We start from the raw sequence: 26,337 nt of genomic DNA, 5'->3' as shown, positions 1-26,337 counted from the left end.
GTCCATGCGTTCACTCACTCTGCTGGCGCTGTGCAGTTTCAGTCCCTGGTTGCTGGCCGCTGACATTCCAGGCAGTCAGGATCTGAAGATCGTGCCGCGCGTGGCCGATGCGCAGATCGTCGACTATCGCCCGACGGTGGAACTCGAACGGATTTATCCGCTGGGGTCTATCCGCAAGATCAGCGGTCAGTTGCGCTACGACGGCCAGGTTGCCGCCCGGGGGCAAACGACCTCGGTCACCTACGAATTGCCACCGGAGCATTCCTCCACCGATGCCTTCACCGCCGCCCGGGAAGCCTTGCAGAAGCAGGGGGCCGAGCTGTTGTTCTGGTGCCAGGCACGGGATTGCGGGGAAAGCAGCCTGTGGGCCAATGAAGTCTTCGGCAATTCCAAACTGTATGGCGCCGATAATCAGCAGGCTTATTTGCTGTTGCGTCTGGCCGCTCCTCAAGACAACTCGCTGGTGGCGCTTTACAGCATCACTCGCGGCAATCGCAGGGCGTATCTGCACGTCGAACAATTCGATGCCTCGGCACCACTGGGGGATTTGCTGCCGACGTCCGCGACGTTGCTGCGCCAGCTCAAAAGCACCGGGAAGCTCGATTTCCCCAAACTTGACGGCGACCCTGACGACACCTGGCTACGTTTGATTTCCCGAGGCCTGAACCTGGACACTACCTTGCGGGTCAGCGTTTCGGGGCCCAATGCCGAAGCCTGGCGCCAGGCACTGATCGGCCAGGGCGTGCGTACGGCACGGATGGAAACCGGTAGCGTCGAAGGCTCTGGCCTGCGCTTCGAACTGTTGCGATAAGCTTCATTTGGCGAATGCGTCTGCGCATTTGCCTACTCTTTGCGGGCTGACTTTTTTCGGGATCTTACATGGTCAATAACGATCGGCTGTTGGTGCAGATCCTGCTGCTGGTGCTGTTTGGCGCGAGTTTATGGGTAATGGCGCCGTTCTGGTCGGCGCTGTTCTGGGGCGCGGTGCTGGCGTTTGCCAGTTGGCCGTTGATGCGTCTGTTGACCCGCTGGCTCAATGGCCGTGAATCCCTGGCGGCGCTGTTGCTGACACTCGGCTGGATGCTGCTGGTGGCGGCACCGCTGGTGTGGCTGGGGTTCAACCTGGCGGACCACGTGCGCGATGCCACGGCGTTCATCAAGGATGTGCAAGTCGATGGTCTGCCCGAAGCACCGGTCTGGGTAGGCAGTATTCCCCTGGTCGGCGAGCGGTTGGTAGGAATCTGGAACAGCATCGATCAGCAGGGCGCGGCGATGATGCTAGCGATCAAGCCGTATCTGGGGCAGGTCGGCAACTGGTTGCTGGCGCGCAGTGCGCAGATTGGCGGCGGGATTCTCGAGCTGACGCTAAGTATTGTCTTCGTATTCTTTTTCTACCGGGACGGGCCAAGGTTGGCGGTATTTGTCCATGGGTTGCTGGAGCGGCTGATTGGCGACCGCGCCGGGTATTACATCGAACTGGTGGCGGGCACCGTGCAACGGGTGGTCAACGGAGTGATCGGTACAGCGGCGGCCCAGGCGGTGCTGGCGTTGATCGGCTTCCTGATTGCCGGTGTGCCTGGGGCGTTGGTGTTGGGGATTGTGACGTTTTTGCTGAGCCTGATTCCGATGGGGCCGCCATTGGTGTGGATTCCGGCCACGGCATGGCTGGCCTGGAAGGGCGAATACGGGATGGCGGTGTTCCTCGGGATTTGGGGGATGTTCATCATCAGCGGGGTCGACAATGTGCTTAAGCCGTACCTGATCAGCCGGGGCGGGAATTTGCCGTTGGTGATTGTGCTGCTGGGGGTGTTTGGCGGGTTGATTGCGTTCGGGTTTATCGGTCTGTTCATTGGCCCGACGTTGTTGGCCGTGGCTTACAGCCTGCTGACCGATTGGAGCAAGAGTCAGGCTCGGGTTGAGGATCGCCGGCCCTGAGTTTTTTGTTGGGGCTTAGGCATCGCGAGCAGGCTCGCCCCCACGCTTATTTTGTGGCCGACACAAACCCATATGGGAGCGAGCCTGCTCGCGATGCTTTTTGACTTAAGTGACCACGTTCAGGTGTTTGCCCACGGTCGCCACATTGTCGAGCGAGTATTGCTTGCTCAGGTTGGCAATCATTTTGTTCAGGGCTTCGGTCACGTTGAGCTGATGGGTCGAGCTGTCGGAGTTCTGCTCGCGGCCGGCTTGCAGGACGGCTTTCAGTTCATCGCTGCTGACGCCACCACTGCTGTCGCTATCGAGTACTTTGAGTAACGCGGCGCTGGTGTCGGTGGAGGTCGATGAAGTGCTGTCGCTGGCCTGCAACGCGCTGCTCAGTTCCGTGGCGGTGACACTGCCATCGCTGTCGGCGTCGAGCTGGCTGAACAGTTCTTCGCTGGACATCTGCTGAGGTGGCGGTGGCGGCGGGGTCAGGCTGGCGGCGAGTTCGTCCTGGCTGACGGTGCCGTCTTCATTCTTGTCCAGGGCCGAGAAGATTTCCGAGCTGTCGGCCGTGCTGCCGGTGCTGGTCAGGCCATTGCTCAGCTCATCGCTGTTGATGGCGCCGTCGCCGTCTGTGTCCAACGCGCTGATCAGCGCATCGGCCAGCTCGGTGTTCGGTGCCTGATCGCTTGGTGGTGGCGGCGGAGGGGCCATCGCGGCCATCTCTTCGCTGCTCAGGCTGCCGCTTTCGTCGCTGTCCAGGTCGCTGAAGTTCTTGCTCAGGCTGACCAGCAGACCATCGTCGGATTTCTGCGACAGGGCGCTCTTGAGCTCATCCTGATCCACCGCGCCGTCGCTGTTGTTGTCGAGTTTGGCGAGCAGTTCTTTCTGGAGTTGCTGGCTGCGGGCGCTGTTGGTGGTGGTACTGCTGGTGCTGGTATAGCTCGTGTAGCTGCTGACACTACCGATCATTGTGCTCACTCCTTGGAATGGGAAACCGGTGGGTGCACCGGTTTATGCAGGCTCAAGGGGCAAGTTATCGTGGGTATGTGGGATTTGTACCGATGGGTACACAACTTATCCAGTTAGACCCCGATCCCGTGGCAGACTTAGACGCGGGGCAGGCGGATGACGGCGGTCAGACCACCGCCGGGCGTTTCTTCCAGGCTCAACTGCCCGCCCAAACGCTCCGCGGCTTCCCGGGCGATGGTCATGCCCAGACCGACGCCGCCGGAATTGCGATTGCGCGAACCTTCCAGGCGAAAGAACGGTTCAAACACCGCTTCACGTTTTTCCGCCGCGATACCCGGGCCATGGTCAATGACCCGGATCACCAGTTGTTCGCGACTGTCCTCAAGCGTGATCAGCGCGTCCCCGGCATAACGCAAGGCGTTGTCCAGCAGGTTGTTGATGCACGAGCGCAAAGCCATCGGTTGAACCTGCAGCGGGGCGCAATGGCCGCGGGCCTGGACGTCGGCGCCCTGGTCCTGGGCGTTTTCGCTCAGGGACTCCACCAGCGCCTGCACGTCCATCCATTGTGGCGCCTCGCTGGTGCGCTGTTCGTGCAGGTAAGTGAGGGTGGAATCGAGCATGCCGATCATGTCGTCCAGGTCCTGACGCATCTGGCCTTGCAGCTTCTCATCGTCGATCTGTTCCAGCCGCAGCTTGAGCCGCGACAGCGGTGTGCGCAGGTCATGGGACACCGCGCCGAGCATGCGCGAACGTTGCTGCATTTGTTCAAGAATGCGTTTCTGCATCAGGTTGAAAGTGTGCGCCGCTTGCCGCGCCTCCCGTGGGCCGGACTCATCCAGCGGCGGACTGTCGAGATTTTCACTCAGGCGCTCGGCGGCGTCGCTCAGGCGCTGAATCGGGCGGGTCAATAGCTTGGCGCCGTACCAGGCGGCGATGATCAGCGAGACAAACTGAAAGGTCAGTGGCACCAGCGGCCCGCCGAACCATGGCCGCGGTGGTCGATTGCCGAAACGCGGGTCCATTGGTGGGGGAGGGCCGTCGAAGCGCTCGGAAAACCCCGGTGGCGGAGGGGGAGGCGGGGGCGGCCCGTAATGTTTGAACCATAAAAAAGCTAACAAGTGCGCCAGTACGATCGCCACCAACAGCACGCCGAACAGGCGACCGAACAGCGTATCGAAGCGCGCACGCATCAGCTGATGTCTCGTGCGTCGAACAGATAACCCTCACCACGAACGGTCTTGATCAACTGCGGGGCTTTCGGGTCGTCGCCCAGTTTCTGGCGCAGGCGCGACACCAACAGATCGATGCTGCGATCAAACGCTTCGATCGAGCGACCGCGCGCCGCGTCCAGCAGTTGTTCGCGGCTGAGCACCCGGCGCGGACGTTCGATGAACACCCAAAGCAAACGGAATTCGGCGTTGGACAGCGGCACCACCAGGCCATCGGCGGCGATCAACTGGCGCAACACGCTGTTCAATCGCCAGTTGTCGAAGCGAATATTCGCACGCTGTTCAGTACGGTCGTCGCGCACCCGACGCAGAATGGTCTGAATCCGCGCAACCAGTTCCCGCGGCTCGAACGGCTTGGCCATGTAGTCGTCGGCGCCCAGTTCCAGGCCGATGATCCGGTCGGTGGGTTCGCAGCGGGCGGTGAGCATCAGAATCGGGATGTCCGATTCGGCGCGCAGCCAGCGGCACAGCGACAAACCATCTTCACCCGGCAACATCAGATCGAGCACCACCACATCGAAATGCTCGGCTTGCAGCGCCTGACGCATGGCGGCGCCATCGGAGACGCCGCTGGCGTGGATATTGAAACGGGCCAGGTAGTCGATCATCAGTTCGCGGATCGGAACGTCATCGTCGACGATCAGGGCGCGAATGCTCCAGCGTTTGTCATCGGCCGGCGCTTTTTGATCGTCGTTCAGAGGTGCTGGGGAGTTGTGCATGCGTGCGTTCATCTGCCAGGTAGGCTGCCAACCACAAAGATAGGCTGCGAGGTTGTGGCTTCAGCATAGGCGTCCGGCCGTGAGGCGGGAAGTGCTGTAGGGCTTGTTGCGGCTGACGAGGGTAGCGTTGAAGGGTGTTGTGGGCGTGTCGTGTGTGTATCGGGGTCGACACAATTGCCGCAGCAGCTAGTCTTGCCTGAGCCGCGACGACGAATTACCGATCATCGGGTCCCGCAGCGCCGCTGGTTCCGCTACAATGCGCGCCGATTTCGACTTGCCTGAGAGCCCACTCATGTCCGCCTGCCAGACGCCTATCATCGTCGCCCTGGATTTCCCCACCCGTGACGCCGCACTGAAGCTGGCCGATCAACTGGACCCGAAACTGTGCCGGGTCAAAGTCGGTAAAGAACTGTTTACCAGTTGCGCTTCGGAAATCGTCGGCACCTTGCGCGACAAGGGCTTTGAAGTGTTCCTGGACCTCAAGTTCCACGACATTCCGAACACCACCGCCATGGCCGTCAAGGCGGCTGCAGAAATGGGCGTATGGATGGTCAATGTGCACTGCTCCGGCGGCCTGCGCATGATGGCCGCCTGCCGCGAAGTGCTCGATCAGCGCAGCGGCCCGAAACCGCTGTTGATCGGCGTGACCGTGCTGACCAGCATGGAGCGTGAGGATCTGGCGGGTATTGGCCTGGACATCGAGCCGCAGGAGCAGGTGCTGCGCCTGGCCGCACTGGCGGAAAAGGCCGGGATGGACGGTCTGGTCTGCTCGGCCCAGGAAGCCCAGGCCTTGAAAGCCGCTCACCCGTCGTTGCAACTGGTGACGCCGGGGATTCGTCCGGCGGGCAGTGCCCTGGACGATCAGCGCCGCATCCTGACGCCGCGTCAGGCGCTGGATGCAGGTTCCGATTACCTGGTGATCGGCCGTCCGATCAGCCAGGCGGCGGATCCGGCCAAGGCGTTGGCGGCGGTCGTCGCAGAAATCGCTTAAGCGCCACGGACCCTGTGGGAGCGGGCTTGCCCGCTCCCACAGGGTTTTGTGCTCTTTTCAGATATTGGGTTAAACCTTCAACACCAACTTCCCGAAATTCTCGCCGCTGAACAACTTCATCAGCGTCTCCGGGAATGTTTCCAGTCCCTCGACGATGTCTTCCTTGCTCTTGAGCTGCCCCTTGGCCATCCAGCCGGCCATTTCCTGCCCGGCAGCGGCGAACTGTGCGGCGTAATCCATCACCACGAAGCCTTCCATCCGCGCGCGGTTGACCAGCAACGCCAGGTAGTTGGCCGGGCCTTTGACTGCTTCCTTGTTGTTGTACTGGCTGATGGCACCGCAAATCACCACCCGTGCCTTCATGTTCAGGCGGCTCAGCACGGCGTCGAGAATATCGCCGCCGACGTTATCGAAATACACGTCGACGCCTTTCGGGCATTCACGCTTGAGGCCGGCGATCACGTCTTCGTTCTTGTAATCGATGGCACCGTCAAAACCCAGCTCATCGATCAGGAACTTGCACTTGTCCGCGCCGCCGGCGATGCCGACCACCCGGCAACCTTTGATCTTGGCGATTTGCCCGGCGATGCTGCCTACCGCACCGGCCGCGCCCGACAACACCACGGTGTCGCCGGCTTTCGGCGCGCCGACATCGAGCAGGGCGAAGTAGGCGGTCATCCCGGTCATGCCCAGCGCGGATAAGTAACGCGGCAGTGGCGCCAGTTTCGGATCGACCTTGTAGAAACCTCGCGGCTCGCCAAGGAAGTAATCCTGCACACCCAAGGCACCGTTGACGTAGTCCCCCACGGCAAAGCCCGGATTGTTCGAGGCGATGACTTTGCCTACGCCCAGTGCGCGCATGACTTCGCCAATGCCGACCGGAGGGATGTAGGACTTGCCCTCGTTCATCCAGCCACGCATGGCCGGGTCCAGGGACAGGTATTCGTTCTTGACCAGGATCTGACCTGCCGCAGGCTCACCGACTGGTACTTCTTGATAGGTGAACGTCTCGCGGGTAGCTGGCCCCACGGGACGTTTGGCGAGCAGGAACTGGCGATTGGTCTGGGTAGTCATGGCAGGCACTCAAGGTGAATGAAGTCTTGTTGATAGACCTTCATGGACGATGCTGCAAGGTTGGCTGACACGGCGAATGCACATCGATCCAGTGCAGTGATAATCAGGGCGGCAGTTCCATCACTGCCACTCATGGGTGCCCAACCGGCCTTCTGATAGTGCTGCCGTGTCACAGGGCGCTGTGGCTAACTGAAAACACGTGACTCCCCACATTCTTCTCTTCGAGGACATAACAATGAGCATGACGTTTTCCGGTCAGGTCGCCGTTGTGACGGGCGCGGCCAATGGCATTGGCCGCGCAACCGCTTTGGCGTTCGCCGCCGAAGGTTTGAAAGTGGTGGTGGCCGATCTGGACGTGGCCGGTGGTGAAGGCACTGTGGCGCTGATTCGCGCTGCCGGCGGTGAAGCGACCTTCGTGCGCTGCAATGTCACTGTGGAAAGCGATGTAAAAAATCTGATGGACGAGGTCGTGAATGCCTACGGCCGTCTCGACTATGCCTTCAACAATGCCGGCATCGAAATCGAGAAAGGCAAACTGGCCGAGGGCACGCTCGATGAGTTCGACGCGATCATGGGCGTCAACGTCAAAGGCGTCTGGCTGTGCATGAAGTACCAGTTGCCATTGCTGCTGGCCCAAGGTGGCGGCGCGATCGTCAATACCGCTTCGGTCGCCGGTCTGGGGGCTGCGCCGAAGATGAGCATCTACGCTGCCTCGAAACATGCGGTGATCGGCCTGACCAAATCGGCGGCGATCGAATACGCCAAGAAAAAGATTCGCGTGAATGCGGTGTGCCCGGCGGTGATCGACACCGACATGTTCCGTCGTGCCTATGAAGCGGACCCGAAGAAGGGCGAGTTCGCCAATGCCATGCACCCGGTCGGACGCATTGGCAAGGTCGAGGAGATTGCCAGCGCGGTGCTGTACCTGTGCAGCGACGGCGCGGCGTTCACCACCGGTCATTCGCTGGCGGTGGATGGTGGGGTCACGGCGTTTTAACTCTTTCCAGGCCGCGATGGTTTGGAATCTGCGGATGTTGTGGGAGCGGGCTTGTGTGGCGAGGGGGCTTGCCCCCTCGCCACACAAGCCCGCTCCAGGTTTTTATCATTCGGCGCCAGGTTCCGTGAAAGCACTGGGCATTGTGTTTCAAATGGTTAGAACCGACGGTTTTGGCGGTTTTGTCGCACATCTTGTCGAGCGCTCCTGTGATTAACTGTTTTCCGCAAAACAGACAGGAGTTTGCTTGCTCATGGAGTTGAGAATCGATCGACAGGCATTGGTGCCGGTCGTGCAGCAAATCGTCGACGCGATGGCCGACTGGCTCCATCGTGGCGAGGTGTCGCCGGGGACGCGATTGCCTTCCGTGCGGCAAATCGCGCGGATCAATCTGCTCAGCCAATCCAGTGTTGTCGAGGCCTGTGAGCGGTTAGTGGCCCAAGGTGTGCTGGCCACGCGTAGCGGGGCGGGTTTCTTTGTCGCGGCAACGAATCTGGACGCTCACGGGCAACGGGATTTTTCCTGGTTCGAGGGGGTTGAGCAGCAGAGTGGCGTCGCGGGTGAACTGAAGCTGGGTTGCGGCGGATTACCCGAAAGCTGGCGCGAGACTGACGACCTGAGCTATGCCATACGCCAGGTCAGCCGCACCGACATGGCCGGTTTGTTCAACTACAGCACACCGCTGGGCCTGCTTGCCCTGCGCCAACAGATCCTCAAACGACTGAAACAGCTGGATATCGCGGTGGATGAAAGTCGAATCCTCACCACGGCAGGTGCCAGTCATGGGCTCGACCTGATCGTGCGCACATTGTTCAAACCGGGCGATTGCGTGGTGGTGGAGAACCCCGGTTATTCGATGTTGTTCGATTTGCTCAGGCTGCACGGGGTCAGCATGATCGAAGTCCCACGAACGCCTCACGGACCCGACACCGAAGCACTCCAGGCACTGTTGCTGAAATACAAACCCCGTGGCTTGTTCATCAACAGCTTTTATCACAACCCCACCGGCAGCAGTTTGACCCTGGGCGTGGCTCGGCAGGTTATGCAGCTGGCCAGAAACCATGGCGTACTGGTGATCGAAGACGACGTCTATGCGGATTTGTACCGCGGTCCCGGGACGCGTCTTGCGGCACTGGGTATCGATGACAACGTGATCTACGTCGGCAGCTACTCCAAAACCCTCAGCAGTTCGTTGCGGGTCGGCTTTGTCGTGGCGGGTGCCGACGTCATTGCGCGACTGGCCGAGGTCAAGATGATCAGCAGCATGGGTGCTTCACGGTTTTGCGAATCGGTGCTGGCTTCTTTATTGGCCAGTGGTGCCTATCGCAAATTGGTGCAGCGTCAGCGCCAGCGTTTAAGCACCGACAGGGACGCGGCCTTGCAGGTGCTTGAAGACGCGGAATGGGAGGTTTTCGGTAAACCCGCAGGTGGCCTGTTCATCTGGGCGCGATCGCGCAAGTCCGACGCCGTTCAGGTGCAGGTTCAGGCGCGACGCTTCGGCATCCTGCTGTCATGCGCAACGGCATTCAGCCCCACCGGCGAGGCCCATGACTGGCAGCGCATCAACGTTGCCTATGCCTGTGATCCTCGTGCTCGGGCATTTTTTCAGGCTACGGCCCGGGATCGACCTAAAGCATTCTGAAAACGACGCGGGCGTAGCTTTTGGCCATTATTCAGACGCCAGAGACTTGTGTTGGCACAAGCCCGTTGCGAATCTGCATCAACAGATAATGGCAGGGGACTAAGCGCAATGATTTCGGCCGTGCAAGGACGTTTTGCCAACCTCGGTATGGCGAAAAAACTGGGTGTCGGGTTTGTACTGGTGCTGCTGTTGACAGCCCTGGTGGCGGCCATTGGCGTATGGTCCCTGCAAACCATCAGTCATCGCTTCGATGGGCTCAAGCAGATGTCGTCGCTCAACAGCGGTTTGCTCAAGGTGCGTCTGCTTGAGCAGGAGTACGCCTTGCGCGGCGACCCGAAAACCGTGGACGCCTTGCACGCGGGGGTAGACGCGTTGATCGCGCTGGCGACCGAGCTCAAGGCTCAGTCCGCAGCCAACGTGCCGGTCATGAGTGACGTCGAACAGTCTCTGGGGGCTTATCGCAAGGCCTTTGACGAGTTCGTCTCGCTGAGTCAGGCCAAGGACCTGGCGCTGGAAATGGCCAGTTGGTCGGTGTCCAGTGTGGCCAATAACCTGGATGTGCTGCAGGCCGGGCTTAGCGATGATGGCGCCTATGCCTTGAAGGAATCCGAGGGCAAGGACGGCGCGCAATTCATCGAGCAGGCGAATCAGGTCAGCCAGGTCTCGCGGCTGATGTTGCAGGCCATGAACGAAGCGCACGTACGCCTGGATCAGAGCCGCAAGGGCGACGACAGTGCCGGGCAGGGCAAGATCGAGCAAGCCGACCAGGCGCTGGCCCAGGCCGAACAGTTGAAAGCTACCGTAAAGGATGAGGGTTACCAGACGGTCCTCAATGAAGTGTCCGGTCATATCGGCAGTTTCACTGAAAAACTCGCCGAGTACACCGGCCTGTTGGCGCAGGAAAAGACTGTCTCCGAGCAACTCCACCAGCGCGCCGCGCAAGTGGTGGAGCGGGTGGATCAGGCTTACGTTGCCGAAGACCGGTCGATGCAGGCAGAGCTGAAAAAGAACTCGCTGTTGATCATCGGCTCCTCGGCACTGGCCTTGCTGGTCGGGCTGATTGCCGCGTGGGTGATTACCCGGTTGATCGTCGCACCGCTGCGTAGCGTGATCCGTGTCGCCCAGCAGATCGCCGCGGGCGATTTGAGCGCGACGATTGAGGTGACCCGTCGCGACGAGATCGGCCAGTTGATGCAAGCCATGCAGCAAATGGGCGCGGGGCTCAGCTGCATCGTCAGTGGTTTACAGGCTGGTATCGAACAGCTGGCAAGCTCTGCGCAATCGCTGTCGGCGGTGACCGAGCAGACCAACCTTGAAGTTAGCAGTCAGAAAGAAGAAACCGAGCAGGTCGCCACCGCGATGAACCAGATGACTGCCACGGTGCACGACGTCGCACGTAACGCGGAGGAGGCCGCCCAGGCGGCGCAGAAGGCGGACGACAAGGTCGAAAGCGGTCAGCAGGTGGTGCGTCAGAGTATGGTGCGGATCGAGCAACTGGCGGACTCGGCCACCTCGGCCAGCTCCAGCATCGAAAGCCTCAGTGCAGAAATCCAGAACATCGGCACGGTGCTCAGCGTGATCAAAAGCGTTGCCGAGCAGACCAACCTGTTGGCGCTCAATGCGGCCATCGAGGCGGCGCGGGCCGGTGAGCAGGGCAGGGGCTTTGCGGTGGTGGCCGATGAGGTTCGGGCGCTGGCCAGGCGAACCCAGCAATCGACCGAGGAAATCGAGCGTCTGGTCAGTGCCTTGCGCTCGGCGGCGCAGTCGTCGGTGCAGCAGATTCAGAGCAGTGGCGAGTTGGTGAAGCTGGCGGTGAGCGATGCGTTGCAGACCGAAAGTGCATTAGGGAGTATTGCGGCGGCGGTGTCGCTGATTCAGCAGATGAACCAGCAGATTGCGGCGGCTGCGGAGGAGCAGAGCTCGGTGGCCGAGGAGATCAATCGCAGCGTCACGAGCATTCGCGCCAGTGCGGATCAGTCTTCATTGGCGATGCAGGGCAATGCGGCGTCGAGTATCGAGCTGGCGCAGTTGGGAAGTGAGTTGAGGGGGATGGTGGGGCATTTCAAGCTGTAGCAGCTGCTGAAGGCTCGGGCTGCGTCCGGATGATCCATTGATTCGGCGGCCATCAATCCCAACGCAAAAAAAAAAGCCACCTGACCCGGTGGCTTTTCAGCATTTGCATGATCAGTCGTAGATCACTTTCTTCTTCCAGTCGGCGTCAGCCTCGACGTCTTTGAGCCCTTCAGTCAGTTGGTTCACTTCGCCTTCAACCGGGGCAATCTTGTCCATGACCTGATCGTTGGCGCGAGCCAGGAGTTTCTCCAGGTACTCGAGTTGTTCGCTGTAGACCTGGGGCTCCGGCTGTTTGCGCAGGTACTGCACGCCACGCTCGAAGGCCAGGCGGGCCTGGCCTGGCTGGTTTTGTTGCAGGGCATGCTGGCCGAGGTTGTTGAAGAACTCGATGTGCAGCAGGACCAGGATGTGGCGGACCTCGCGGATCCAGTGCTTGGCTTCGTTGGTCGGCAAGTAGCCGTCCTGTGCGGCACGGGTGATCTGGCCATGCAGGGCTTCGAGCAGGAAACGCACGTCTTTGGCCTTGGCTTCGGTCTGGATCGGTGCCGGCGGGTTGTTGACCGGGATCGATTCGCCCTGAGCGACCAAGGCACTGAGCTCGGTAATCCGTGCCTTGAGCGGGGCGCTGGTTTTCTCCAGGTTGAGCAGGCGCTGGCAGACGTTCAGTTCCAGACGGGTCAATAGCAACTTGAGCGCGGGTGTCATGAACTGACCGGGAAAAGTCTCGGTGATTTCGCCGCAGCGACGCAGGCGGTCGTTGAGTTCAACCTTGGTGCGGGCTTTTTCCAGCTTATTGTTTTCCACCACATGGTTCATGTAGCCAATGGCGATCAATAGTGCGATCCCGGCTACGACTAGCAGGGTGATCATGAGTGGTGTCACCGGTAAGACCTCTTTATGGGGTTCGCGTTCGAGTCGAGTGTAGTTGGCTTGGCATATGGGCGCATAGGGCTGCTCGACGAGTGAATCAGCTATAGCTCTTCTTATATCGGCCGCAATGCCGCTTCTATAAGTAAATAGCGTGCGAGGTGCACATTGCCATCATCTCGGCATGGACTATAGCGTCTTGGTGGATGCCAGAATATAGGCGCCAAAGGTCAGGCGACACAAAAGCCTGAATCGCTGCCAAAAGCAGGGCGAAGTCATTGATTTAAATAAATTTATATCTGGGGGTTGACGACCCCTCAATCCATCCATAGAATGCGCGCCACTTACAGCGTAAAGCACACAGCGAAACGCGGTAGGGAGTGAATGTTGTACGTGTGTCCCCTTCGTCTAGTGGCCTAGGACACCGCCCTTTCACGGCGGTAACAGGGGTTCGAGTCCCCTAGGGGACGCCAATGCGGGAATAGCTCAGTTGGTAGAGCACGACCTTGCCAAGGTCGGGGTCGCGAGTTCGAGTCTCGTTTCCCGCTCCAATTTTAAACAGCTTTGCTTTCGGGCAAGGCTGAGTGAAACCAGAACCAAGTCTTCGGATGCGGGTCTGGGCACCGAAACACACACCATGTGTTCCGGGCAGCGTGTCCCCTTCGTCTAGTGGCCTAGGACACCGCCCTTTCACGGCGGTAACAGGGGTTCGAGTCCCCTAGGGGACGCCATTTGCGGGAATAGCTCAGTTGGTAGAGCACGACCTTGCCAAGGTCGGGGTCGCGAGTTCGAGTCTCGTTTCCCGCTCCAAATTCAAAAAAGCGCCGCTCATTTGAGCGGCGTTTTTTTATGCGCGTAAAAAAACCTGCCTCAACTTCCAAGGCTCTGCACCAGGCTTTCAAGGGCTTCAATGGTTGTATCTTCCAGTGGCGGTTGCGCTGCTACCGCTCTAAGTTGGCTGGCCAAACGGTATTCGCTGGGCGTGCAGTTGACGAACTGCTTGAAGGCGCGGGCGAAGTAGGAAGGATCCTTGAAGCCGGCCTCATAACCGATGCTGGTAATCGGCATCTGGCTGTTGTCGAGCAGCTGTTTGGCAAAACTCATGCGCTTGTCCAGGATGTAATCGGTGAAACCGACGCCATTGGCTTCCTTGAACAGGCGACTGAAGCGAAAAGTCGTCATGCCGCAGCGCTTGGCCAAATCCCTCTGATCGATGCTGTCCCGAAAGTGCTGGTCGATGTACAGCATGGTATGGCTCAGCGCCTGGTGTTTTTGGTGCCCGGAGGTCAGGCGGATGCTCTCTGGCAGAGTGGGCGAGTGGTCGATCAGCAATGTCTTGTCCTGACCGGCATTGCGGCGCAATTCGCAGAGCTGCATCAGTGCCGTCAGGTAGCGCTTCCTCTCGGCGTTGGTGAGCGGGAGCACCATGTACTCCCAGACACTGGAGCGCATGGCCCAGACGGCCAGTTCTTCTGAGTGCTGCACGGTGAACATGGTGATCGGGATGGTAGGGGTGGTGCGTTTGATCTCCAGCAACAACCTCAAGCCGGGGGTGTCGGGGCGATCGAAATGGACGCAGATCATGTCTGCCTGTTCCCCGCTGGGCAGCACGGAATTTTTCGCCAGTTTGCAGTCACAAGTGTCCTCGAACTGCGCGATGAGTTCCTTCGTGGAACGATCGTGAGTCAGATCGAACCATAGCAGCGATGGCCTTCTGGTCATGTTGGACGTCATGTCTCTACTCTGCGGTTCTACGGGCCCCTCTTCGCTGAGTAGTATTGCTAACGTGCTGTCACTTTGCAGATTAAATCCTGATAAGAAAGACGAGCTTTAGTTCTATCGGCTCTATGCGTTGCCTGGGAGTCAGTCCCGGGCAACTGTCTGTTGGCGTGCTGTCGGCGCACCGGGCATCAGCCGCTCGTCGCTTGTAAATCGAAGTCAGTGGTATTCGCGAGCCATCCCTTGTTTTACCCCTCCGGCTACTCCTTCAAAGGCCAATGACCCTATTTGGCCGCGTCCGCAAAAAAGTCCTAGTGATGTGCAAAATCTTCCTAACGCCCATGCCTTGCCCCTGACTAGGGTTGCATCAGGCAGTGCAGAACGTACTGCCTTCCGGAAAAAACAACATTCGAGTGAGGTGGGCAAAATGATCATGCAAGCAATCAAGGCTTCGGTAGTGAAGTTCGCCAAAGATGAAAACGGCCTGACCATCGTGGAATACGCCGTGGCTGGTGGACTGATTACGGTGGCTGTCGCCGCAATGTTCGTGAAACTCGGAGGCGCGGTGAATACCCAAATCACAGCACTGTGCGCTGCGGTCAAAGGTGCTGCCTGCTGATAACGGTAATTCCCGTTGGGGCGACATGGCGATGCCCATGGAACAGACGGTTGCTTCTATTTTGCTGATGAGGCTGCCGGACTACTTTCTTAATGGGCTTCGCGTTGTTTCTAGCAAAGTATGTTCTGAGCGGTTTGACCGCTGGAGTGGGAGAACAAAATGACTCTGCAAACAATCAAGGCTTCGGTACTGAAGTTCGTCAAAGATGAAAACGGGCTGACCATCGTGGAGTACGCGGTAGCTGGTGGTTTGATTACGGTCGCTGTCGCCGCAATGTTCGTGAAACTTGGAGGAGCGGTGACTACCCAAATCACAGCACTGTGCCAAGCCGCCAATAGCAATGTCGCGTGCTAACGATTAATCCCAGTAGGGAGACACGCCATGTCCACGGAACTGATGGTATCGACTGTTTTACTGATAGGACTTTTGGGCGTGGCGGTGGTGAGCGATCTGCTTCGCCACCGTATTCCCAACACGCTGGTCTTGTTGGGTCTTGCCCTGGGATTGGTCGGTCAAATGTATTCAGGTGGTGTCAGCGGATTGGGTGACAGCCTGTTGGGCGTCCTGATCTGTTTTGGGCTGTTTCTGCCCATGTACGCCTTGGGTGGAATGGCTGCCGGCGACGTCAAGTTAATGGCCATGGTCGGCAGTTTTCTACCGTTTCATTTCGCGTTGTGGGCTGCCATGTTCAGCCTGATAGCCGGTGGCGTGTGCGGTTTTCTGATCGTGCTGGTTCGCGGTCAATTGCGTCAGACCATGGGGCGCTATTGGTTGATTCTCAGGGCGCAGGCCTATCTGGCGCCGACTTCAGATGAAGTAGCCGGCAAGCCTTTCCCTTATTCGATTGCAATTTTGATAGGCACTTTGAACAGCGTCTACTGGCAACTGGTTGCCGGTGGATTGGGAGGTTAGTCATGCACGTCATTGTCGATAGTGATGCCTACCCCAGCGATCGGGAAGCGGTGCAACGACTGGCTCCTCAGCCGTGCACAATCCGCGAGACGGGTCTGACAGACAGTTTTCTCGGTGAGTTGGTATGCAAGCATTTGTATGACGCCGGCGTGCTAGACATGCCGCGGCTGGTGGAGCGCCTGGCGCTGACTGGTGCTGTACTTGAAGAGGTCCTGGCGTTTCTGCGCAAGGATGGCCGAATCGAAGTGCTTGGCCAGATGGGCCAAGCGGCTGGGCAGATGCTGCGTTACGGCCTGACCGAACGCGGTCGTAGTGCCGCCCGCGATGCCCTGACACGCAGCGGCTATATCGGTGCGGCACCTTTCCCGGTGAGTACCTACCGTTCCCTGATCAAAATCCAGACCATTCACCACGGTCGCATCAGCTCGAGTGATATGCACAAGGCCCTTACCGGCGTGGTACTCACGGAGGGAATGCTCGATCAGTTGGGCGTGGCCCTGAACTCCGGGCGCGCAATCATGATTTATGGTCCCGCAGGTACCGGCAAGACCTATGTCAGCAGTCGGTTGATCCGTCTGTTCGCCGAGGCCATCTGGGTGCCGCATGCCATCGTGATCAACGAGTCGGTGATCGAAATCTATGACCCGCAGGTGCATCAGCGGCTGGATGAAAACGGTCATCAGAACAATCTGATGCTCAACGAAGGGATCGATCGTCGACTGCTGTGCTGCAAACGCCCGATCGTTATTACGGGCGGTGAGTTGAGCATGGAACAGCTGGACGTTCGCTATGACCCTTTCACCCGTCAGTACCAGGCCGCCTTGCAGCTCAAGGCCAGCAATGGCCTGTTCATCATCGATGACATGGGACGCCAGCGCATGGCCCCCGCCGAGCTGTTGAACCGCTGGATCGTCCCGATGGAAGAGAAACGCGATTTCCTCAACCTGGGCGGCGGTCGGCATTGCGAGCTGCCGTTCGATCTGATTCTGGTGTTCTCCACCAACCTCAATCCCTTGGAGCTGGCCGATGAGGCCTTCCTGCGCCGGATTGGCTACAAGCTGCAGTTCGGATACCTGAAGCCTGAGGAATACGAAAAGATCTGGCGTCAGGAAAGCGAGCGTCTGGGCATTCCTTTTGACCCGCTGCTGCTGCGTTATGTACTGCAAAGGCTTTATGCAAGTGAAGGCATGCCCCTGGTGCCTTGCCATCCCCGCGATCTCCTGAACATGGCCCTCGATCGTCAGCGTTACCAGGGCGGTTCCGGGAACCTGTCGCCGCAGGAGCTGGAATGGGCCTGGCACAACTATTTCGTCCAGCTCGACTTTTCTTGATACGGAGATACTGACATGAGCTCTCGTACTCTTCCCCTGATAGGCGTTTCCCTGGTCATGGGCCTTGGTGCTGCATGGATGGCCGACTCCTGGCTGAGCGCACGGCTCAATGCCACGCCAGATGATCACCTTCGAAGCGTGGTAGTTGCCACGGTAGAGATTCCATTCGGGCAGATGGTCGAGGCCCAACAGGTCACCACCGTGCGCATGCCCATGGACACGATCCCGGACGATGCTCTCGATTCCAGCGACAAGGCCGTGGGCAAGATCGCAACGTTCGACATCTTGCGGGGCGACGTCATGCGCGGCGCACGCCTGAGCGAGCACCTGGGCGGCAGTACCCTGGCCTCTCTGATAGCCACAGACAAACGTGCCATATCGGTACGCGTGGACGATGTGGTCGGTGTGGGCGGATTCCTCCTCCCAGGCAACCGGGTCGATGTACTGGCGACCAAAACCACCAGTGCCGGCAGTAACAGCGCCGTGTCCAGGACCATCCTCGAGAACTTGCGGGTGCTGGCGGTGGACCAGACGGCAGGTACCGACAAGACCCAACCGGTGGTGGTGCGCGCAGTGACGCTGGAGATGACGACCGCAGAGGCTGAAACCCTGGTCACGGCGCAAACGGAAGGGAAACTGCAACTGACCCTGCGCAACCCGCTGAACTCCGAGAAAAAAATCGTGACCGCCGCGCCAGTTGCACCGGCCCCCATGGTTGTGGCCGCCGCCCCGGTGCAAAAACGCGTGGTGCCACGTGGCGACGGTGGCGGAGCTCTCACCATCATCCGCGGGATCCAGACCAGCGTTGTGAAAGTTCGTTGACAGGGCGGTAGGGGTGCTTGGGCACCAAGGTATTGGCGGAGCCGATCCGGATCAGTATCGGCAAAGAGGGCTTGATGATGAATCTTCGTATTCAGCGGCCGTTCACTGCGACGCCAAGGCGCCAGGAAGGAGCGGTGAGCGTACTGATGGTGATCGCTCTGGCGGCGATCGCCATGATGGCGGCGTTGGCTCTGGACGGCGGACACATGATGCTGAACAAGACCCGCCTGCAAAATGCAGTGGACGCCGCCGCCCTGAGTGGCGCCAAAACCCTGAGTCAGGTGGAAGGTGGTACCAGCATGGCCAGCGCGACGCGCACTGCCGCGCTCAATACGTTGATGCAGAATGCCAATGCCACCGGCAATAACGAATTGGCAACGGCTATTGGCGGCAATCCAGGCACATTTGCGGTGGTGGAGCTTTCCAGCAGAGTCTATGGCCCGTTCTCCTATCCCGGGCCTTTGGATGCCAAATATGTTCGGGTATCGGTACCGAACTACAGCCTGACAGGATTTTTCTGGGGCTTCGTCCAGTCATTCGGCGCCGTGGGGAACAAAGCGGTGGCGGCGATCGCCACCGCCGGCCCCAGCCCTACCAACCCATGTGATCTCGCACCGTTGATGATCTGTGGCGACGCGACTAAATACGACCCGGCTGCGGGCATGTTCTGGGGCTTCCAATTTGGTGATTTGCAGGTGTTGAAGTCGGCTGCCGGCAATACGTCCGCCATTGGCCCGGGTAACTTCCAATTGCTCGATTTCGGTTCGGGCGGGAGTTCGGTCAGAGAGGACCTGGCCGGAGGCGGCTCGGTTTGCCGCAATGTCGGGGACACTGTCAATACCTCACCCGGCAACACAGTCGGCCCTGCGTCTCAAGGTTTGAATACGCGTTTCGGCATCTACAACGGCCCGGTCAGTGCCTCGGACTATCCGCCAGATCTGGTGACCTCGTCGAGCAGTCCTGCGATCACCTACAACGACTCAGTCACCCCGGCGCAGACGCTGTACAAAGGACAACCCGTCACCTCGAGCAACGGCAATCTCACCGCGGGCAGCAACGCGATACTGGACTACAACGACTGGAAGGCGAGCGTTGCCGCCTGTGTGGCAGGGTCTGGCAGTGGCTGTCAGAGCAATGGGGTATTCGAGCGCCGGATGCTGAAAGTCGTGGTGGGCGACTGCACCGGCAAACAGGGCGGTTCAACCACGATTCCTGTCCTGGGATTTGGCTGCTATTTCGTGGTGCAGCCAATGAGTAGCGGTGGTACGCAAGCGCAAATTTTTGGGCAATTTGTGAAGGAGTGCGAAGGCGACAACGTGACCGGCCCCTCGCCGTCCACCGATTCTGGTCCGCAGATCATTCAGCTCTACAAAACCTACATTGGCAGCGGCACTGGCACTCCGAGCACAGACTCGTAGGAGGCGTCATGGGTCTTCACGTATTTAAACGACCACAGGCCCAGCAGGGTGTGGCGCTGGTGGAATTCACCCTCGTCCTGCCGCTGTTGCTCCTGTTGTTGCTGAGCCTCGGTGAGTTCGGCCGCATGCTCTACCAGTACAACGTCCTGTTGCAGGCCAGCCGTGATGCCGACCGTTTCGTCGCCAGCCAGGCCTGGAACTCTACGCTGGGTGCTGTTTCTCTGAGCAGTACGCTGCTGACCCAGACGAAAAACGTCGCGGTCTATGGCGTGCCTGCAAATACCGGGACCGCAGTGGTGTCAGGGTTGACGACCGGCATGGTGACAGTCTCCGCGCTGGGTGCCGATCCCACCCACCCCGACCATGTGCGAGTCACCATCACCTATAACTTCTGCCCGGTGATTGGAAGTGGCAATTGTGGTGGAGCGATTCCAGGATTTTTTGGTAGCCAGATCGCACTGAGCATTCCGCTGGTCGCCACCACTGTCATGAGGGCACTGTGATGAATCGCAAACGCATGCGCGGCACCTATGTCGTGGAGTTCGCCATCATTGGCATGCTGGTATTCACGCTGTTGTTCGGCGTGCTGGAAATGGGCCGCCTGTACTTCACGGTCAATGCGCTGGATGAAGCCGCGCGGCGTGGTGCGCGCCTGGCGGCGGTGTGCAATATCAGCGATCCGGTGATCTTGCGCCGGGCGATCTTCAATGCCGCGACCGATGCCGGTACAAGCCAACTGATCACGAGTCTGGCCACCACCAACCTGGCGCTGACCTATCTGGACGTCAACGGTGCTGTGGTGGCCAATCCCGGCGACCTGGTCAGCGCCACTGGTTTTCGTGCCATCCGTTATGTCCAGTTGAGTCTGCAAGGCTTTGTTTTCAATCTGTTTATTCCCGGGTTCGGCGTGCCCATTACCTTGCCTGCATTCAGGGCAACCTTGCCACGCGAAAGCCTGGGGCGTCATTCCGATTCCGGGGAGATCACACCATGCTGAATACCAAGGACACCCCGCTTTCCAGCTCGACCGGCAAGGCCGGGCTGCGGTTGCTGATCAGCAGTCGTGATGCCACCTCGTTGCGCGATCTGCAGAGCGTATGCCAGCGCATGCCTTGCCTGGAGGTGAGCACTCGCCTGGTGAGCAATGGGCATGTCGACCCACTCTACGGCTTGGACCGTATGCCCGATCTGTTGCTGTTGCGCGTCAGCCACCTGTGGCGTGAGGAGCTGGCGGCGCTGTTGCAGCGTCCGGCACATGAGCGTCCGCCGATGTTGGTGTGCGGCCTGCTGAGTGAACAGGAAGGCATGCGTCTGGCGATGCAAGCCGGCGCCCGAGACGTGCTGCCGGAACCCATAGCCGAGACCGAACTGGTTGCCGCCTTGAATCGCCTGGTCATGGAGGTTCGCACCGGCAGCGGGGCAGAAGGGAAATTGATCGCGGTGATGAGCGCCAAGGGTGGTTCCGGCGGAACCTTGCTGGCCTGCAATCTGGCTCAACAGCTCAGCGTCAAGGGCGGCAGCACCCTGCTGCTGGACATGGACCTGCAATTCGGCAGCGTGACGCATTACCTGGATGTGGCGCAGACACACAGCCATCTCGAGGTTTTGCATCAGATTGACGGCATGGACAGCGTCGCGTTGCGCGGTTTTTGCAGCCACTTCAGCCCCACCTTGCATGTGCTGGGTGGCCGGGCAGGTGAGCTGTGCCTGCCGCAGGATGCCCAACCCGAGCAACTTGACACCCTGTTGCAGCTGGCCCGCGCCAGCTATGACTGGGTGGTGATCGACCTGCCGCGGCAAATCGACCACCTCACCGGCTCTGTGCTGGAACAGGTGGATCGGGTCTACGTGGTGGTGCAGCAAAGCGTCAGCCATCTGCGCGATGCCAGCTCCCTGGTGCGAATTCTTCGCGAAGACCTGGGCGTGCGCGGCGATCAGTTGCAGATCGTGGTCAACCGCTATGACAAGGCCGCAGCGATCAGCCTCAAGGATATTGGCGAAGCACTGCGCTGCACCAATCTGTCGAAATTACCCAACGACTTCAACCTGGTCAGCCAGAGTCAGAACACTGGCGTGCCGTTGGGGCTGCATGCGCCGAGGGCCGCGATTACTACCGCCCTGCGCGACATGACCGAGGACCTGGTCGGTCAACAGGTGGCCGGGAACAAAGGCTTACTCAAACGCGCCTTCAACCGTTTTTTCGGGGGATGACCCATGATCAGCGACTTTCGTAACCGCTTGCGCAAACAGTCCGGTAAACCCGCAGCATCGTCAGCGGCTCAGTTGGGCGACGACCAGCTGGATCCGGCAGAGGAATTAATGGCGTGGGAGCGTGCAACACCGGACGTTCTTTACGAAACCAGAAGCCAGGTCACCCCGGTGGAAGCCGAGTGGCGGGAAAAGATCTACCAGCAATTGCTCAAAGTCATGGACCTGTCCTTGCTGGACGCCCTTGAACAGGCCGAGGCCACGCGGCAGATTCGCGATATTTGCCAGCGCCTGCTCGATGAGCATTCGGCGCCGGTGAGTACCACCAGCCGCCAGTTGATCATCAAGCAGATCACCGACGAGGTGCTCGGCCTGGGGCCCCTGGAACCGTTGCTGGCCGATCACAGCGTGTCCGACATTCTGGTCAACGGCCATGCCTCGGTCTATGTCGAGCGCTTCGGCAAACTGCAACGGACCGATGTGCGCTTTCGCGATGATCAGCATTTGTTGAATATCATCGACCGTATCGTGTCCGGCCTGGGTCGGCGTATCGATGAGTCTTCGCCGTTGGTGGATGCCCGGCTCAAGGACGGTTCGCGGGTCAACGCAATTATCCCGCCGCTGGCCATCGACGGCCCGAGCATGTCGATTCGCCGCTTTGCCGTGGACCTGCTCAATACTGACAGTCTTATCCAGGTGGGCACGCTGACCCCGGCCATTGCCCTGCTGCTCAAGGCAATTGTGCGCGGACGCTTGAACGTGTTGATTTCGGGCGGTACCGGTAGCGGCAAGACCACCATGCTCAATGTGCTGTCCAGTTTCATCCCGCACAACGAACGGATCGTCACCATCGAAGATTCGGCCGAACTGCAACTGCAGCAGCCCCACGTGGTGCGCCTGGAAACCCGGCCTTCGAACATCGAGGGGCGCGGCGAGGTGAGTCAGCGGGAGTTGGTGCGCAACAGTTTGCGGATGCGCCCGGACCGCATTGTGATCGGCGAGGTGCGTGGCGCCGAGGCGCTGGACATGCTGACCGCCATGAACACCGGCCACGACGGCTCGTTGACCACGATTCACGCCAACACCGCGCGCGATGCGTTGGGGCGAATCGAGAACATGGTGTCGATGACCGGGGCGACCTTTCCGATCAAAGCCATGCGTCAGCAGATCGCGTCGGCCATTGATGTGGTGATCCAGCTGGAGCGCCAGGAGGATGGCAAGCGCCGCCTGGTCAGCGTGCAGGAGATCAACGGCATGGAGGGCGAGATCATCACCATGACCGAAATTTTCTCCTTTGCACGTCAAGGCATGGGCGAAAACGGCGAAGTGCTCGGCGATTATCGCCCCAGCGGCATGATCCCGGCCTTCCGCGATGTGCTGGCCAAGCGCGGCATTGAGTTGCCGCTGACGATGTTCAGGCCTGAATGGATGGAGGCACGGCAGCCATGAACCATATTCCTGGTGAATTCATTGTGATGTTCCTGGGCATGGTGTTTATCGCTGTGTTCCTCTTGTCCCAGGGGGTTGTGGTGCCAGTGTTCGGCGAGGCCGGCAAGATGCGCAAGCGCATCCGCGGCCGTTTGCATGTACTGGAGAAGGCCAACAACCTGCCCAACATGCAGACGGTGTTACGGCAGAAATATCTGACGCGCTTGTCGCCTCTGGAGGCCATGCTCGAGCAATTGCCCTTTATGGCAAACCTGACATCAATGATCGAGCAGGCCGGCCATGACTATCGTGCTTACCGGGTGATATTGCTCGGGCTGTTCCTGGGCGCTTGTACGGTCGTCTCGATCTGGATGGTCTCGACAGTCTGGTGGATGGCGCTGTTGGCGGGCTTCGGGGTGTTCTGGTTACCGCTGTTGAAAGTTTCTCGTGACCGGAGCAAACGTTTCAACGCGTTTGAGGAAGGCCTGCCGGATGCGCTGGATGCCATGTGCCGGGCCTTGCGCGCCGGACACCCGTTCAACGAAACCCTGCGCTTGGTCGCCGAGGAGCACAAGGGGCCGGTCGCTCATGAGTTCGGTCTGACCTTCGCCGATATCAACTATGGCAACGATGTACGTCGGGCCATGCTCGGCCTGCTGGAGCGCATGCCGAGCATGACGGTGATGATGCTGGTGACTTCGATCCTCATCCATCGCGAAACCGGCGGCAATCTGACCGAAGTGCTGGAGCGTCTGAGTCGGCTGATCCGCGGACGCTTCCGCTTTCAGCGCAAGATCAAAACCCTGTCGGCGGAAGGGCGCATGTCGGCCTGGGTGCTGGTGGCGATTCCCTTCGTGCTGGCCATTGCGATTGTGCTCACAAGCCCCACCTACATGCCTGTGCTGCTCAATGATCCCATAGGCCACAAGCTGATCATCGGGGCTTTCTGCGCCATGTTGATCGGTATTTTCTGGATACGGAAAATCATCCGGATTCAGGTTTAAGCGGTATTTGCTACCGGGAGGTACAGGTCATGGACTTTTTACTCGGGTTGTTCAGTCGGGTCACGGGAAACGAAGAGCTGGCGCGCATATTGTTCATTAGCGTGGTCGGTTTTAGTACGGTGCTTGCGGTCGCCGCAGTGATGTTGCTGATGTTGGGTCTTCAGGACCCGGTTCAGCGTCGTCTGGCGCTGATCAAGCGCGGTCATTTAGGCAACGCGGCTGGGCAGGAGGCTCCGGGTAACCTGCAACTGTTACTGGAACGGATAGGCCAGCGCTTTGCCTCGGCCGAATCGGCCCAGACATCCGTAACCCAGACCTTGTTGATGCACGCGGGGTACCGTTCCTCTTCGGCGGTGCAGATGTACTGGGCGGTGCGCTTGATGTTACCGCTATTGATGGTCGGCGTTGCGCTGCTGCTGTTGCCGCTGATCCCCAATGTTTCCCTGAGCATGGGGCTGCTGTTGGTGGTCATGGTGGCCGCTGCCGGTTGGCTGGTCCCGGCGTTGTATGTCGGAAAGCGCAAAGAGCTACGACAAGGTCGGCTACGTGCTGCGTTTCCGGATGCTCTGGATCTGATGGTGGTATGCGTGGAGTCGGGCCTGGCCCTACCCACGACCATCGAGCGAGTGGCTGAGGAAATGTCGGTCAGTCAGGTTGAACTGGCTGAAGAACTGGCCCTGGTCAATGCGCAAATCCGCGCGGGAATTACCAGTACCGAGGCGCTCAAGCAACTGGCCGTGCGTACTGGTCTGGAGGACGTGCAAGGGTTGGTCAGCTTGTTGGCGCAGAGTATCCGCTTTGGTACCAGCGTGGCCGACACTCTGCGCATCTATGCCGATGAATTCCGTGACCGGCGTACGCAGGCTGCCGAAGAGATGGGGGCGAAAATTGGCACCAAGCTGATATTCCCGCTGATTTTCTGCCTGTGGCCGAGCTTCTTTCTGGTCGCCATCGGCCCGGCCCTGATCGGTGTATTCAGAGCATTTGGAAATATGTGAGTCAAATTGGTGGAGGCTGTCGAGCGCGATGGCCTTGCCACCCGAGCCTTACTTGTACTTCCCCTCCCAAGATCTACACATCTCCCGAGCTGCCGAAGGCTGCGATCTTTTGCTTCTTCTGGCAGGCAATTCAGTTGCCTGGACAGGCGATAAAAGTAAAAGGTCGCAGCTTTCGGCGGCTCATACGGGGGAATTCGGTCAGAACTAAAAAATGTGTAGATGCCAATACTTTCCTGCAGACGTAATTAAGCCTGGCTTTTTAGCCAGGCTACTCTGGACGATGCCAGAGGTTGATCATCCATTGACGTGCCTCATTTGCTGCTGGTGGCCATTTCCCCCCCGGCTTTCTGCTCAAAGAAAATCGGGATCGGGTAGGTGAAACTGTTCAGCCAACGCTGGAAGGCCAGGTCACGCTCAGTGGCCGATGCAGTTTGCCGAAAAGGGGAGGCAACCACACCACGAATCTGTAGCTGCATCCACTGTTCGGTGCCTTTTTGCGGCGCCGAGGAGGGACCCGGCTCAATAGCCCAGGCACTGGTGGACAGGCAAGCCATGCACACAATCAACAGCCTTTTGGTATTCATCTCGACTCCTCGTACGTTCTACTTGATCGCAGCACTGGGTGAGGCATCGGCTACCTCAGCCTTACGATTCCCCTCGGAAGCCACCGCTTTTTTGGCTGAGGCCTTGAGTTTTTCCGCTCGGTTTTGAGCCTCTGCGACTTGCTGGGGACTCAAGCTGGCGCGGTTCGCGAGTTCGGCAGCCGCCTTCCAGTTATCCTGATAAATCAGCAGCGTCACCATGTTGAGTGCCGCCAGTGAATCGGCCTGCTTGAGCTCCATGGCCGTCATGAACTCGAAGCGTGCTTCAGGGATCCGTCGCTGATTGAGGTAGACGACCCCCAGGTCATTGCGCATCTTGTCGTCGGTGGGGGACATCTTCACCGCTCGCTCAAGGTGAGTGGCAGCGGTGGCGTTATCATTTTTGGCCGCGGCCAACTGGCCCAAGCCATGTTCCCCTTCAGGGGCCAGACAGGTGCCGAGCAGGCTTTGATACAACGGCTCCGCATCTTTACGCCCCATCAAGCGCAGCACCCGAGCCTTTCGCAGGCGAACCTGGACCAGGTCATCGGGCAAACCTTCAAGATTCGCCAGGCTGGCATACAAACGGCCCTCATTGACCATGTTGTCAGCCAGATTCAGGGCCAGCTCTTGCTCCGAACTGGGTTTGGCACAGACAGCCGGTCGCGAAGACAGGCCATTGGTGGCACAACCTGCGAGCATCAATGTCGCCGTTATTGCAATGACTGCTTTCATCGAGTGTCCTCTGGCTACAACACGTTGAACGCCTGGCCAATGGCAATACAGCTGGCCCGCCAAGCGCTCAAGATCACCGTT

26 protein-coding genes, 4 tRNA genes and 1 pseudogene are annotated in these 26,337 nt (G+C 59.3%); 23 read left to right on the top strand and 8 right to left on the bottom strand.

Annotated elements, in window-relative coordinates:
• Positions 1–4 precede the first annotated feature (4 nt).
• Positions 5–811 carry a DUF4892 domain-containing protein gene (locus PSH69_RS22570; RefSeq protein WP_105342854.1) on the top strand — a complete coding sequence of 269 codons (807 nt, stop codon included), beginning with the start codon at positions 5–7 and terminating at the stop codon, positions 809–811.
• A gap of 68 nt (positions 812–879) precedes the next feature.
• Entirely contained in the window at positions 880–1,935 is a 1,056-nt protein-coding gene (locus PSH69_RS22565; RefSeq protein WP_138866980.1) for an AI-2E family transporter, read from the top strand.
• Positions 1,936–2,040: 105 nt separating this feature from the next.
• Here the strand turns inward: PSH69_RS22565 and xopAW are convergent, their stop codons facing one another.
• From xopAW to PSH69_RS22550, 3 genes are all read right to left on the bottom strand, one after another.
• Positions 2,041–2,892, bottom strand: coding sequence for a XopAW family type III secretion system calcium-binding effector (gene xopAW / locus PSH69_RS22560; protein ID WP_305409882.1), 852 nt, complete (start codon positions 2,890–2,892; stop codon positions 2,041–2,043).
• 137 nt (positions 2,893–3,029) lie between these two features.
• Positions 3,030–4,082, bottom strand: a complete 1,053-nt coding sequence (locus PSH69_RS22555; protein WP_018926270.1) for a HAMP domain-containing sensor histidine kinase — start codon at positions 4,080–4,082, stop codon at positions 3,030–3,032.
• Positions 4,082–4,840, bottom strand: a complete 759-nt coding sequence (locus tag PSH69_RS22550) for a response regulator (RefSeq protein ID WP_019581208.1) — start codon at positions 4,838–4,840, stop codon at positions 4,082–4,084. The genes PSH69_RS22555 and PSH69_RS22550 overlap by 1 nt, the downstream gene beginning before the upstream one ends.
• 292 nt (positions 4,841–5,132) lie before the next feature.
• Here PSH69_RS22550 and pyrF point away from each other — a divergent pair, with 292 nt between their 5' ends.
• Positions 5,133–5,831 carry an orotidine-5'-phosphate decarboxylase gene (gene pyrF / locus PSH69_RS22545; protein ID WP_167331181.1) on the top strand — a complete coding sequence of 233 codons (699 nt, stop codon included), beginning with the start codon at positions 5,133–5,135 and terminating at the stop codon, positions 5,829–5,831.
• Positions 5,832–5,900: 69 nt separating this feature from the next.
• On the opposite strand, the gene PSH69_RS22540 is transcribed toward pyrF, so the two are convergent.
• Positions 5,901–6,905: an NADP-dependent oxidoreductase gene (locus tag PSH69_RS22540; RefSeq protein ID WP_018926267.1), complete on the bottom strand. Its 1,005-nt coding sequence runs from the start codon at positions 6,903–6,905 to the stop codon at positions 5,901–5,903.
• Between the two features lie 235 nt (positions 6,906–7,140).
• Here PSH69_RS22540 and PSH69_RS22535 point away from each other — a divergent pair, with 235 nt between their 5' ends.
• The 4 genes and pseudogenes from PSH69_RS22535 to PSH69_RS30375 all read left to right on the top strand — a co-directional run bounded on the left by PSH69_RS22535 (position 7,141) and on the right by PSH69_RS30375 (position 11,614).
• The gene (locus PSH69_RS22535; RefSeq protein WP_018926266.1) at positions 7,141–7,902 is read left to right on the top strand and encodes an SDR family oxidoreductase; all 762 of its coding nucleotides are present in this window, start codon (positions 7,141–7,143) and stop codon (positions 7,900–7,902) included.
• A 250-nt stretch (positions 7,903–8,152) separates the two neighbouring features.
• Positions 8,153–9,541 carry a PLP-dependent aminotransferase family protein gene (locus tag PSH69_RS22530; protein WP_305409881.1) on the top strand — a complete coding sequence of 463 codons (1,389 nt, stop codon included), beginning with the start codon at positions 8,153–8,155 and terminating at the stop codon, positions 9,539–9,541.
• 108 nt (positions 9,542–9,649) lie between these two features.
• Positions 9,650–10,705, top strand: a pseudogene (locus PSH69_RS30380) (methyl-accepting chemotaxis protein); the annotation flags it as partial.
• Between the two features lie 27 nt (positions 10,706–10,732).
• The gene (locus tag PSH69_RS30375; protein ID WP_370695271.1) at positions 10,733–11,614 is read left to right on the top strand and encodes a methyl-accepting chemotaxis protein; all 882 of its coding nucleotides are present in this window, start codon (positions 10,733–10,735) and stop codon (positions 11,612–11,614) included.
• 111 nt (positions 11,615–11,725) lie between these two features.
• On the opposite strand, the gene PSH69_RS22520 is transcribed toward PSH69_RS30375, so the two are convergent.
• A complete protein-coding gene (locus tag PSH69_RS22520) occupies positions 11,726–12,484 on the bottom strand; it encodes a hypothetical protein (protein WP_018926263.1) in 759 nt (252 codons plus the stop codon).
• A gap of 394 nt (positions 12,485–12,878) precedes the next feature.
• Here PSH69_RS22520 and PSH69_RS22515 point away from each other — a divergent pair.
• The 4 genes from PSH69_RS22515 to PSH69_RS22500 all read left to right on the top strand — a co-directional run bounded on the left by PSH69_RS22515 (position 12,879) and on the right by PSH69_RS22500 (position 13,291).
• Positions 12,879–12,954 (top strand) — tRNA-Glu (locus tag PSH69_RS22515).
• A gap of 2 nt (positions 12,955–12,956) precedes the next feature.
• Positions 12,957–13,032: transfer RNA gene (locus PSH69_RS22510), tRNA-Gly, on the top strand.
• A 104-nt stretch (positions 13,033–13,136) separates the two neighbouring features.
• A tRNA-Glu gene (locus PSH69_RS22505) sits at positions 13,137–13,212 on the top strand.
• Between the two features lie 3 nt (positions 13,213–13,215).
• Positions 13,216–13,291: transfer RNA gene (locus PSH69_RS22500), tRNA-Gly, on the top strand.
• A 60-nt stretch (positions 13,292–13,351) separates the two neighbouring features.
• Here the strand turns inward: PSH69_RS22500 and PSH69_RS22495 are convergent.
• Positions 13,352–14,215: a DNA-binding response regulator gene (locus tag PSH69_RS22495; RefSeq protein WP_305409879.1), complete on the bottom strand. Its 864-nt coding sequence runs from the start codon at positions 14,213–14,215 to the stop codon at positions 13,352–13,354.
• 412 nt (positions 14,216–14,627) lie between these two features.
• On the opposite strand from PSH69_RS22495, the gene PSH69_RS22490 reads away from it, so the two are divergent.
• The 12 genes from PSH69_RS22490 to PSH69_RS22435 all read left to right on the top strand — a co-directional run bounded on the left by PSH69_RS22490 (position 14,628) and on the right by PSH69_RS22435 (position 24,940).
• The gene (locus PSH69_RS22490; RefSeq protein WP_305409878.1) at positions 14,628–14,819 is read left to right on the top strand and encodes a Flp family type IVb pilin; all 192 of its coding nucleotides are present in this window, start codon (positions 14,628–14,630) and stop codon (positions 14,817–14,819) included.
• Between the two features lie 159 nt (positions 14,820–14,978).
• The gene (locus PSH69_RS22485; protein ID WP_305409877.1) at positions 14,979–15,173 is read left to right on the top strand and encodes a Flp family type IVb pilin; all 195 of its coding nucleotides are present in this window, start codon (positions 14,979–14,981) and stop codon (positions 15,171–15,173) included.
• Between the two features lie 27 nt (positions 15,174–15,200).
• On the top strand, positions 15,201–15,731 hold the full coding sequence (locus PSH69_RS22480) for a prepilin peptidase (protein ID WP_305409876.1): 531 nt from the start codon (positions 15,201–15,203) through the stop codon (positions 15,729–15,731).
• 2 nt (positions 15,732–15,733) lie between these two features.
• Entirely contained in the window at positions 15,734–17,062 is a 1,329-nt protein-coding gene (locus PSH69_RS22475) for an AAA family ATPase (RefSeq protein ID WP_305409875.1), read from the top strand.
• A gap of 15 nt (positions 17,063–17,077) precedes the next feature.
• Positions 17,078–17,884 (top strand): Flp pilus assembly protein CpaB, encoded by an 807-nt coding sequence (gene cpaB / locus PSH69_RS22470; protein ID WP_230139508.1) that lies wholly within the window; start codon positions 17,078–17,080, stop codon positions 17,882–17,884.
• 74 nt (positions 17,885–17,958) lie between these two features.
• On the top strand, positions 17,959–19,302 hold the full coding sequence (locus PSH69_RS22465) for a TadE/TadG family type IV pilus assembly protein (RefSeq protein ID WP_305409874.1): 1,344 nt from the start codon (positions 17,959–17,961) through the stop codon (positions 19,300–19,302).
• An 8-nt stretch (positions 19,303–19,310) separates the two neighbouring features.
• Positions 19,311–19,805 carry a TadE/TadG family type IV pilus assembly protein gene (locus PSH69_RS22460; protein WP_305409873.1) on the top strand — a complete coding sequence of 165 codons (495 nt, stop codon included), beginning with the start codon at positions 19,311–19,313 and terminating at the stop codon, positions 19,803–19,805.
• Complete coding sequence (locus PSH69_RS22455; protein WP_305409872.1) at positions 19,805–20,299, top strand: TadE/TadG family type IV pilus assembly protein; 495 nt, start codon at positions 19,805–19,807, stop codon at positions 20,297–20,299. The genes PSH69_RS22460 and PSH69_RS22455 overlap by 1 nt, the downstream gene beginning before the upstream one ends.
• A complete protein-coding gene (locus PSH69_RS22450; RefSeq protein ID WP_305409871.1) occupies positions 20,293–21,513 on the top strand; it encodes an AAA family ATPase in 1,221 nt (406 codons plus the stop codon). Before PSH69_RS22455 ends, PSH69_RS22450 begins: the two co-directional genes overlap by 7 nt.
• A gap of 3 nt (positions 21,514–21,516) precedes the next feature.
• Positions 21,517–22,959 carry a CpaF family protein gene (locus PSH69_RS22445; RefSeq protein ID WP_305409870.1) on the top strand — a complete coding sequence of 481 codons (1,443 nt, stop codon included), beginning with the start codon at positions 21,517–21,519 and terminating at the stop codon, positions 22,957–22,959.
• The gene (locus PSH69_RS22440; RefSeq protein WP_305409869.1) at positions 22,956–23,942 is read left to right on the top strand and encodes a type II secretion system F family protein; all 987 of its coding nucleotides are present in this window, start codon (positions 22,956–22,958) and stop codon (positions 23,940–23,942) included. The genes PSH69_RS22445 and PSH69_RS22440 overlap by 4 nt, the downstream gene beginning before the upstream one ends.
• Before the next feature lie 29 nt (positions 23,943–23,971).
• Entirely contained in the window at positions 23,972–24,940 is a 969-nt protein-coding gene (locus PSH69_RS22435; protein ID WP_305409868.1) for a type II secretion system F family protein, read from the top strand.
• Between the two features lie 311 nt (positions 24,941–25,251).
• Here the strand turns inward: PSH69_RS22435 and PSH69_RS22430 are convergent, their stop codons facing one another.
• Together PSH69_RS22430 and PSH69_RS22425 are read right to left on the bottom strand one after the other, a co-directional pair.
• Positions 25,252–25,524: a DUF3613 domain-containing protein gene (locus PSH69_RS22430; protein WP_230139501.1), complete on the bottom strand. Its 273-nt coding sequence runs from the start codon at positions 25,522–25,524 to the stop codon at positions 25,252–25,254.
• Between the two features lie 18 nt (positions 25,525–25,542).
• Positions 25,543–26,256, bottom strand: coding sequence for a tetratricopeptide repeat protein (locus PSH69_RS22425; protein WP_028938933.1), 714 nt, complete (start codon positions 26,254–26,256; stop codon positions 25,543–25,545).
• Positions 26,257–26,337: the final 81 nt, after the last annotated feature.

The organism is Pseudomonas sp. FP1740 (assembly GCF_030687165.1).
GTDB lineage: Bacteria > Pseudomonadota > Gammaproteobacteria > Pseudomonadales > Pseudomonadaceae > Aquipseudomonas.
This window is presented reverse-complemented; position numbering and strand designations above follow the sequence as displayed.

Bases quoted from the DNA above. Each gene is read 5' to 3' on its own strand.
- PSH69_RS22445 (WP_305409870.1), top strand. From the start codon at position 21,517: ATGATCAGCGACTTTCGTAACCGCTTGCGCAAACAGTCCGGTAAACCC.
- PSH69_RS22555 (WP_018926270.1), bottom strand. From the start codon at position 4,082: ATGCGTGCGCGCTTCGATACGCTGTTCGGTCGCCTGTTCGGCGTGCTG.
- cpaB (WP_230139508.1), top strand. From the start codon at position 17,078: ATGAGCTCTCGTACTCTTCCCCTGATAGGCGTTTCCCTGGTCATGGGC.
- PSH69_RS22495 (WP_305409879.1), bottom strand. From the start codon at position 14,215: ATGACGTCCAACATGACCAGAAGGCCATCGCTGCTATGGTTCGATCTG.
- PSH69_RS22520 (WP_018926263.1), bottom strand. From the start codon at position 12,484: ATGATCACCCTGCTAGTCGTAGCCGGGATCGCACTATTGATCGCCATT.
- PSH69_RS22565 (WP_138866980.1), top strand. From the start codon at position 880: ATGGTCAATAACGATCGGCTGTTGGTGCAGATCCTGCTGCTGGTGCTG.
- PSH69_RS22425 (WP_028938933.1), bottom strand. From the start codon at position 26,256: ATGAAAGCAGTCATTGCAATAACGGCGACATTGATGCTCGCAGGTTGT.
- PSH69_RS22440 (WP_305409869.1), top strand. From the start codon at position 22,956: ATGAACCATATTCCTGGTGAATTCATTGTGATGTTCCTGGGCATGGTG.
- PSH69_RS22430 (WP_230139501.1), bottom strand. From the start codon at position 25,524: ATGAATACCAAAAGGCTGTTGATTGTGTGCATGGCTTGCCTGTCCACC.
- PSH69_RS22475 (WP_305409875.1), top strand. From the start codon at position 15,734: ATGCACGTCATTGTCGATAGTGATGCCTACCCCAGCGATCGGGAAGCG.
- xopAW (WP_305409882.1), bottom strand. From the start codon at position 2,892: ATGATCGGTAGTGTCAGCAGCTACACGAGCTATACCAGCACCAGCAGT.
- PSH69_RS22530 (WP_305409881.1), top strand. From the start codon at position 8,153: ATGGAGTTGAGAATCGATCGACAGGCATTGGTGCCGGTCGTGCAGCAA.
- PSH69_RS22450 (WP_305409871.1), top strand. From the start codon at position 20,293: ATGCTGAATACCAAGGACACCCCGCTTTCCAGCTCGACCGGCAAGGCC.
- PSH69_RS22480 (WP_305409876.1), top strand. From the start codon at position 15,201: ATGTCCACGGAACTGATGGTATCGACTGTTTTACTGATAGGACTTTTG.
- PSH69_RS22535 (WP_018926266.1), top strand. From the start codon at position 7,141: ATGAGCATGACGTTTTCCGGTCAGGTCGCCGTTGTGACGGGCGCGGCC.
- PSH69_RS22460 (WP_305409873.1), top strand. From the start codon at position 19,311: ATGGGTCTTCACGTATTTAAACGACCACAGGCCCAGCAGGGTGTGGCG.
- PSH69_RS22550 (WP_019581208.1), bottom strand. From the start codon at position 4,840: ATGCACAACTCCCCAGCACCTCTGAACGACGATCAAAAAGCGCCGGCC.
- PSH69_RS22485 (WP_305409877.1), top strand. From the start codon at position 14,979: ATGACTCTGCAAACAATCAAGGCTTCGGTACTGAAGTTCGTCAAAGAT.
- PSH69_RS22490 (WP_305409878.1), top strand. From the start codon at position 14,628: ATGATCATGCAAGCAATCAAGGCTTCGGTAGTGAAGTTCGCCAAAGAT.
- PSH69_RS22570 (WP_105342854.1), top strand. From the start codon at position 5: ATGCGTTCACTCACTCTGCTGGCGCTGTGCAGTTTCAGTCCCTGGTTG.
- PSH69_RS22465 (WP_305409874.1), top strand. From the start codon at position 17,959: ATGATGAATCTTCGTATTCAGCGGCCGTTCACTGCGACGCCAAGGCGC.
- PSH69_RS22540 (WP_018926267.1), bottom strand. From the start codon at position 6,905: ATGACTACCCAGACCAATCGCCAGTTCCTGCTCGCCAAACGTCCCGTG.
- PSH69_RS30375 (WP_370695271.1), top strand. From the start codon at position 10,733: ATGCAAGCCATGCAGCAAATGGGCGCGGGGCTCAGCTGCATCGTCAGT.
- PSH69_RS22435 (WP_305409868.1), top strand. From the start codon at position 23,972: ATGGACTTTTTACTCGGGTTGTTCAGTCGGGTCACGGGAAACGAAGAG.
- PSH69_RS22455 (WP_305409872.1), top strand. From the start codon at position 19,805: ATGAATCGCAAACGCATGCGCGGCACCTATGTCGTGGAGTTCGCCATC.
- pyrF (WP_167331181.1), top strand. From the start codon at position 5,133: ATGTCCGCCTGCCAGACGCCTATCATCGTCGCCCTGGATTTCCCCACC.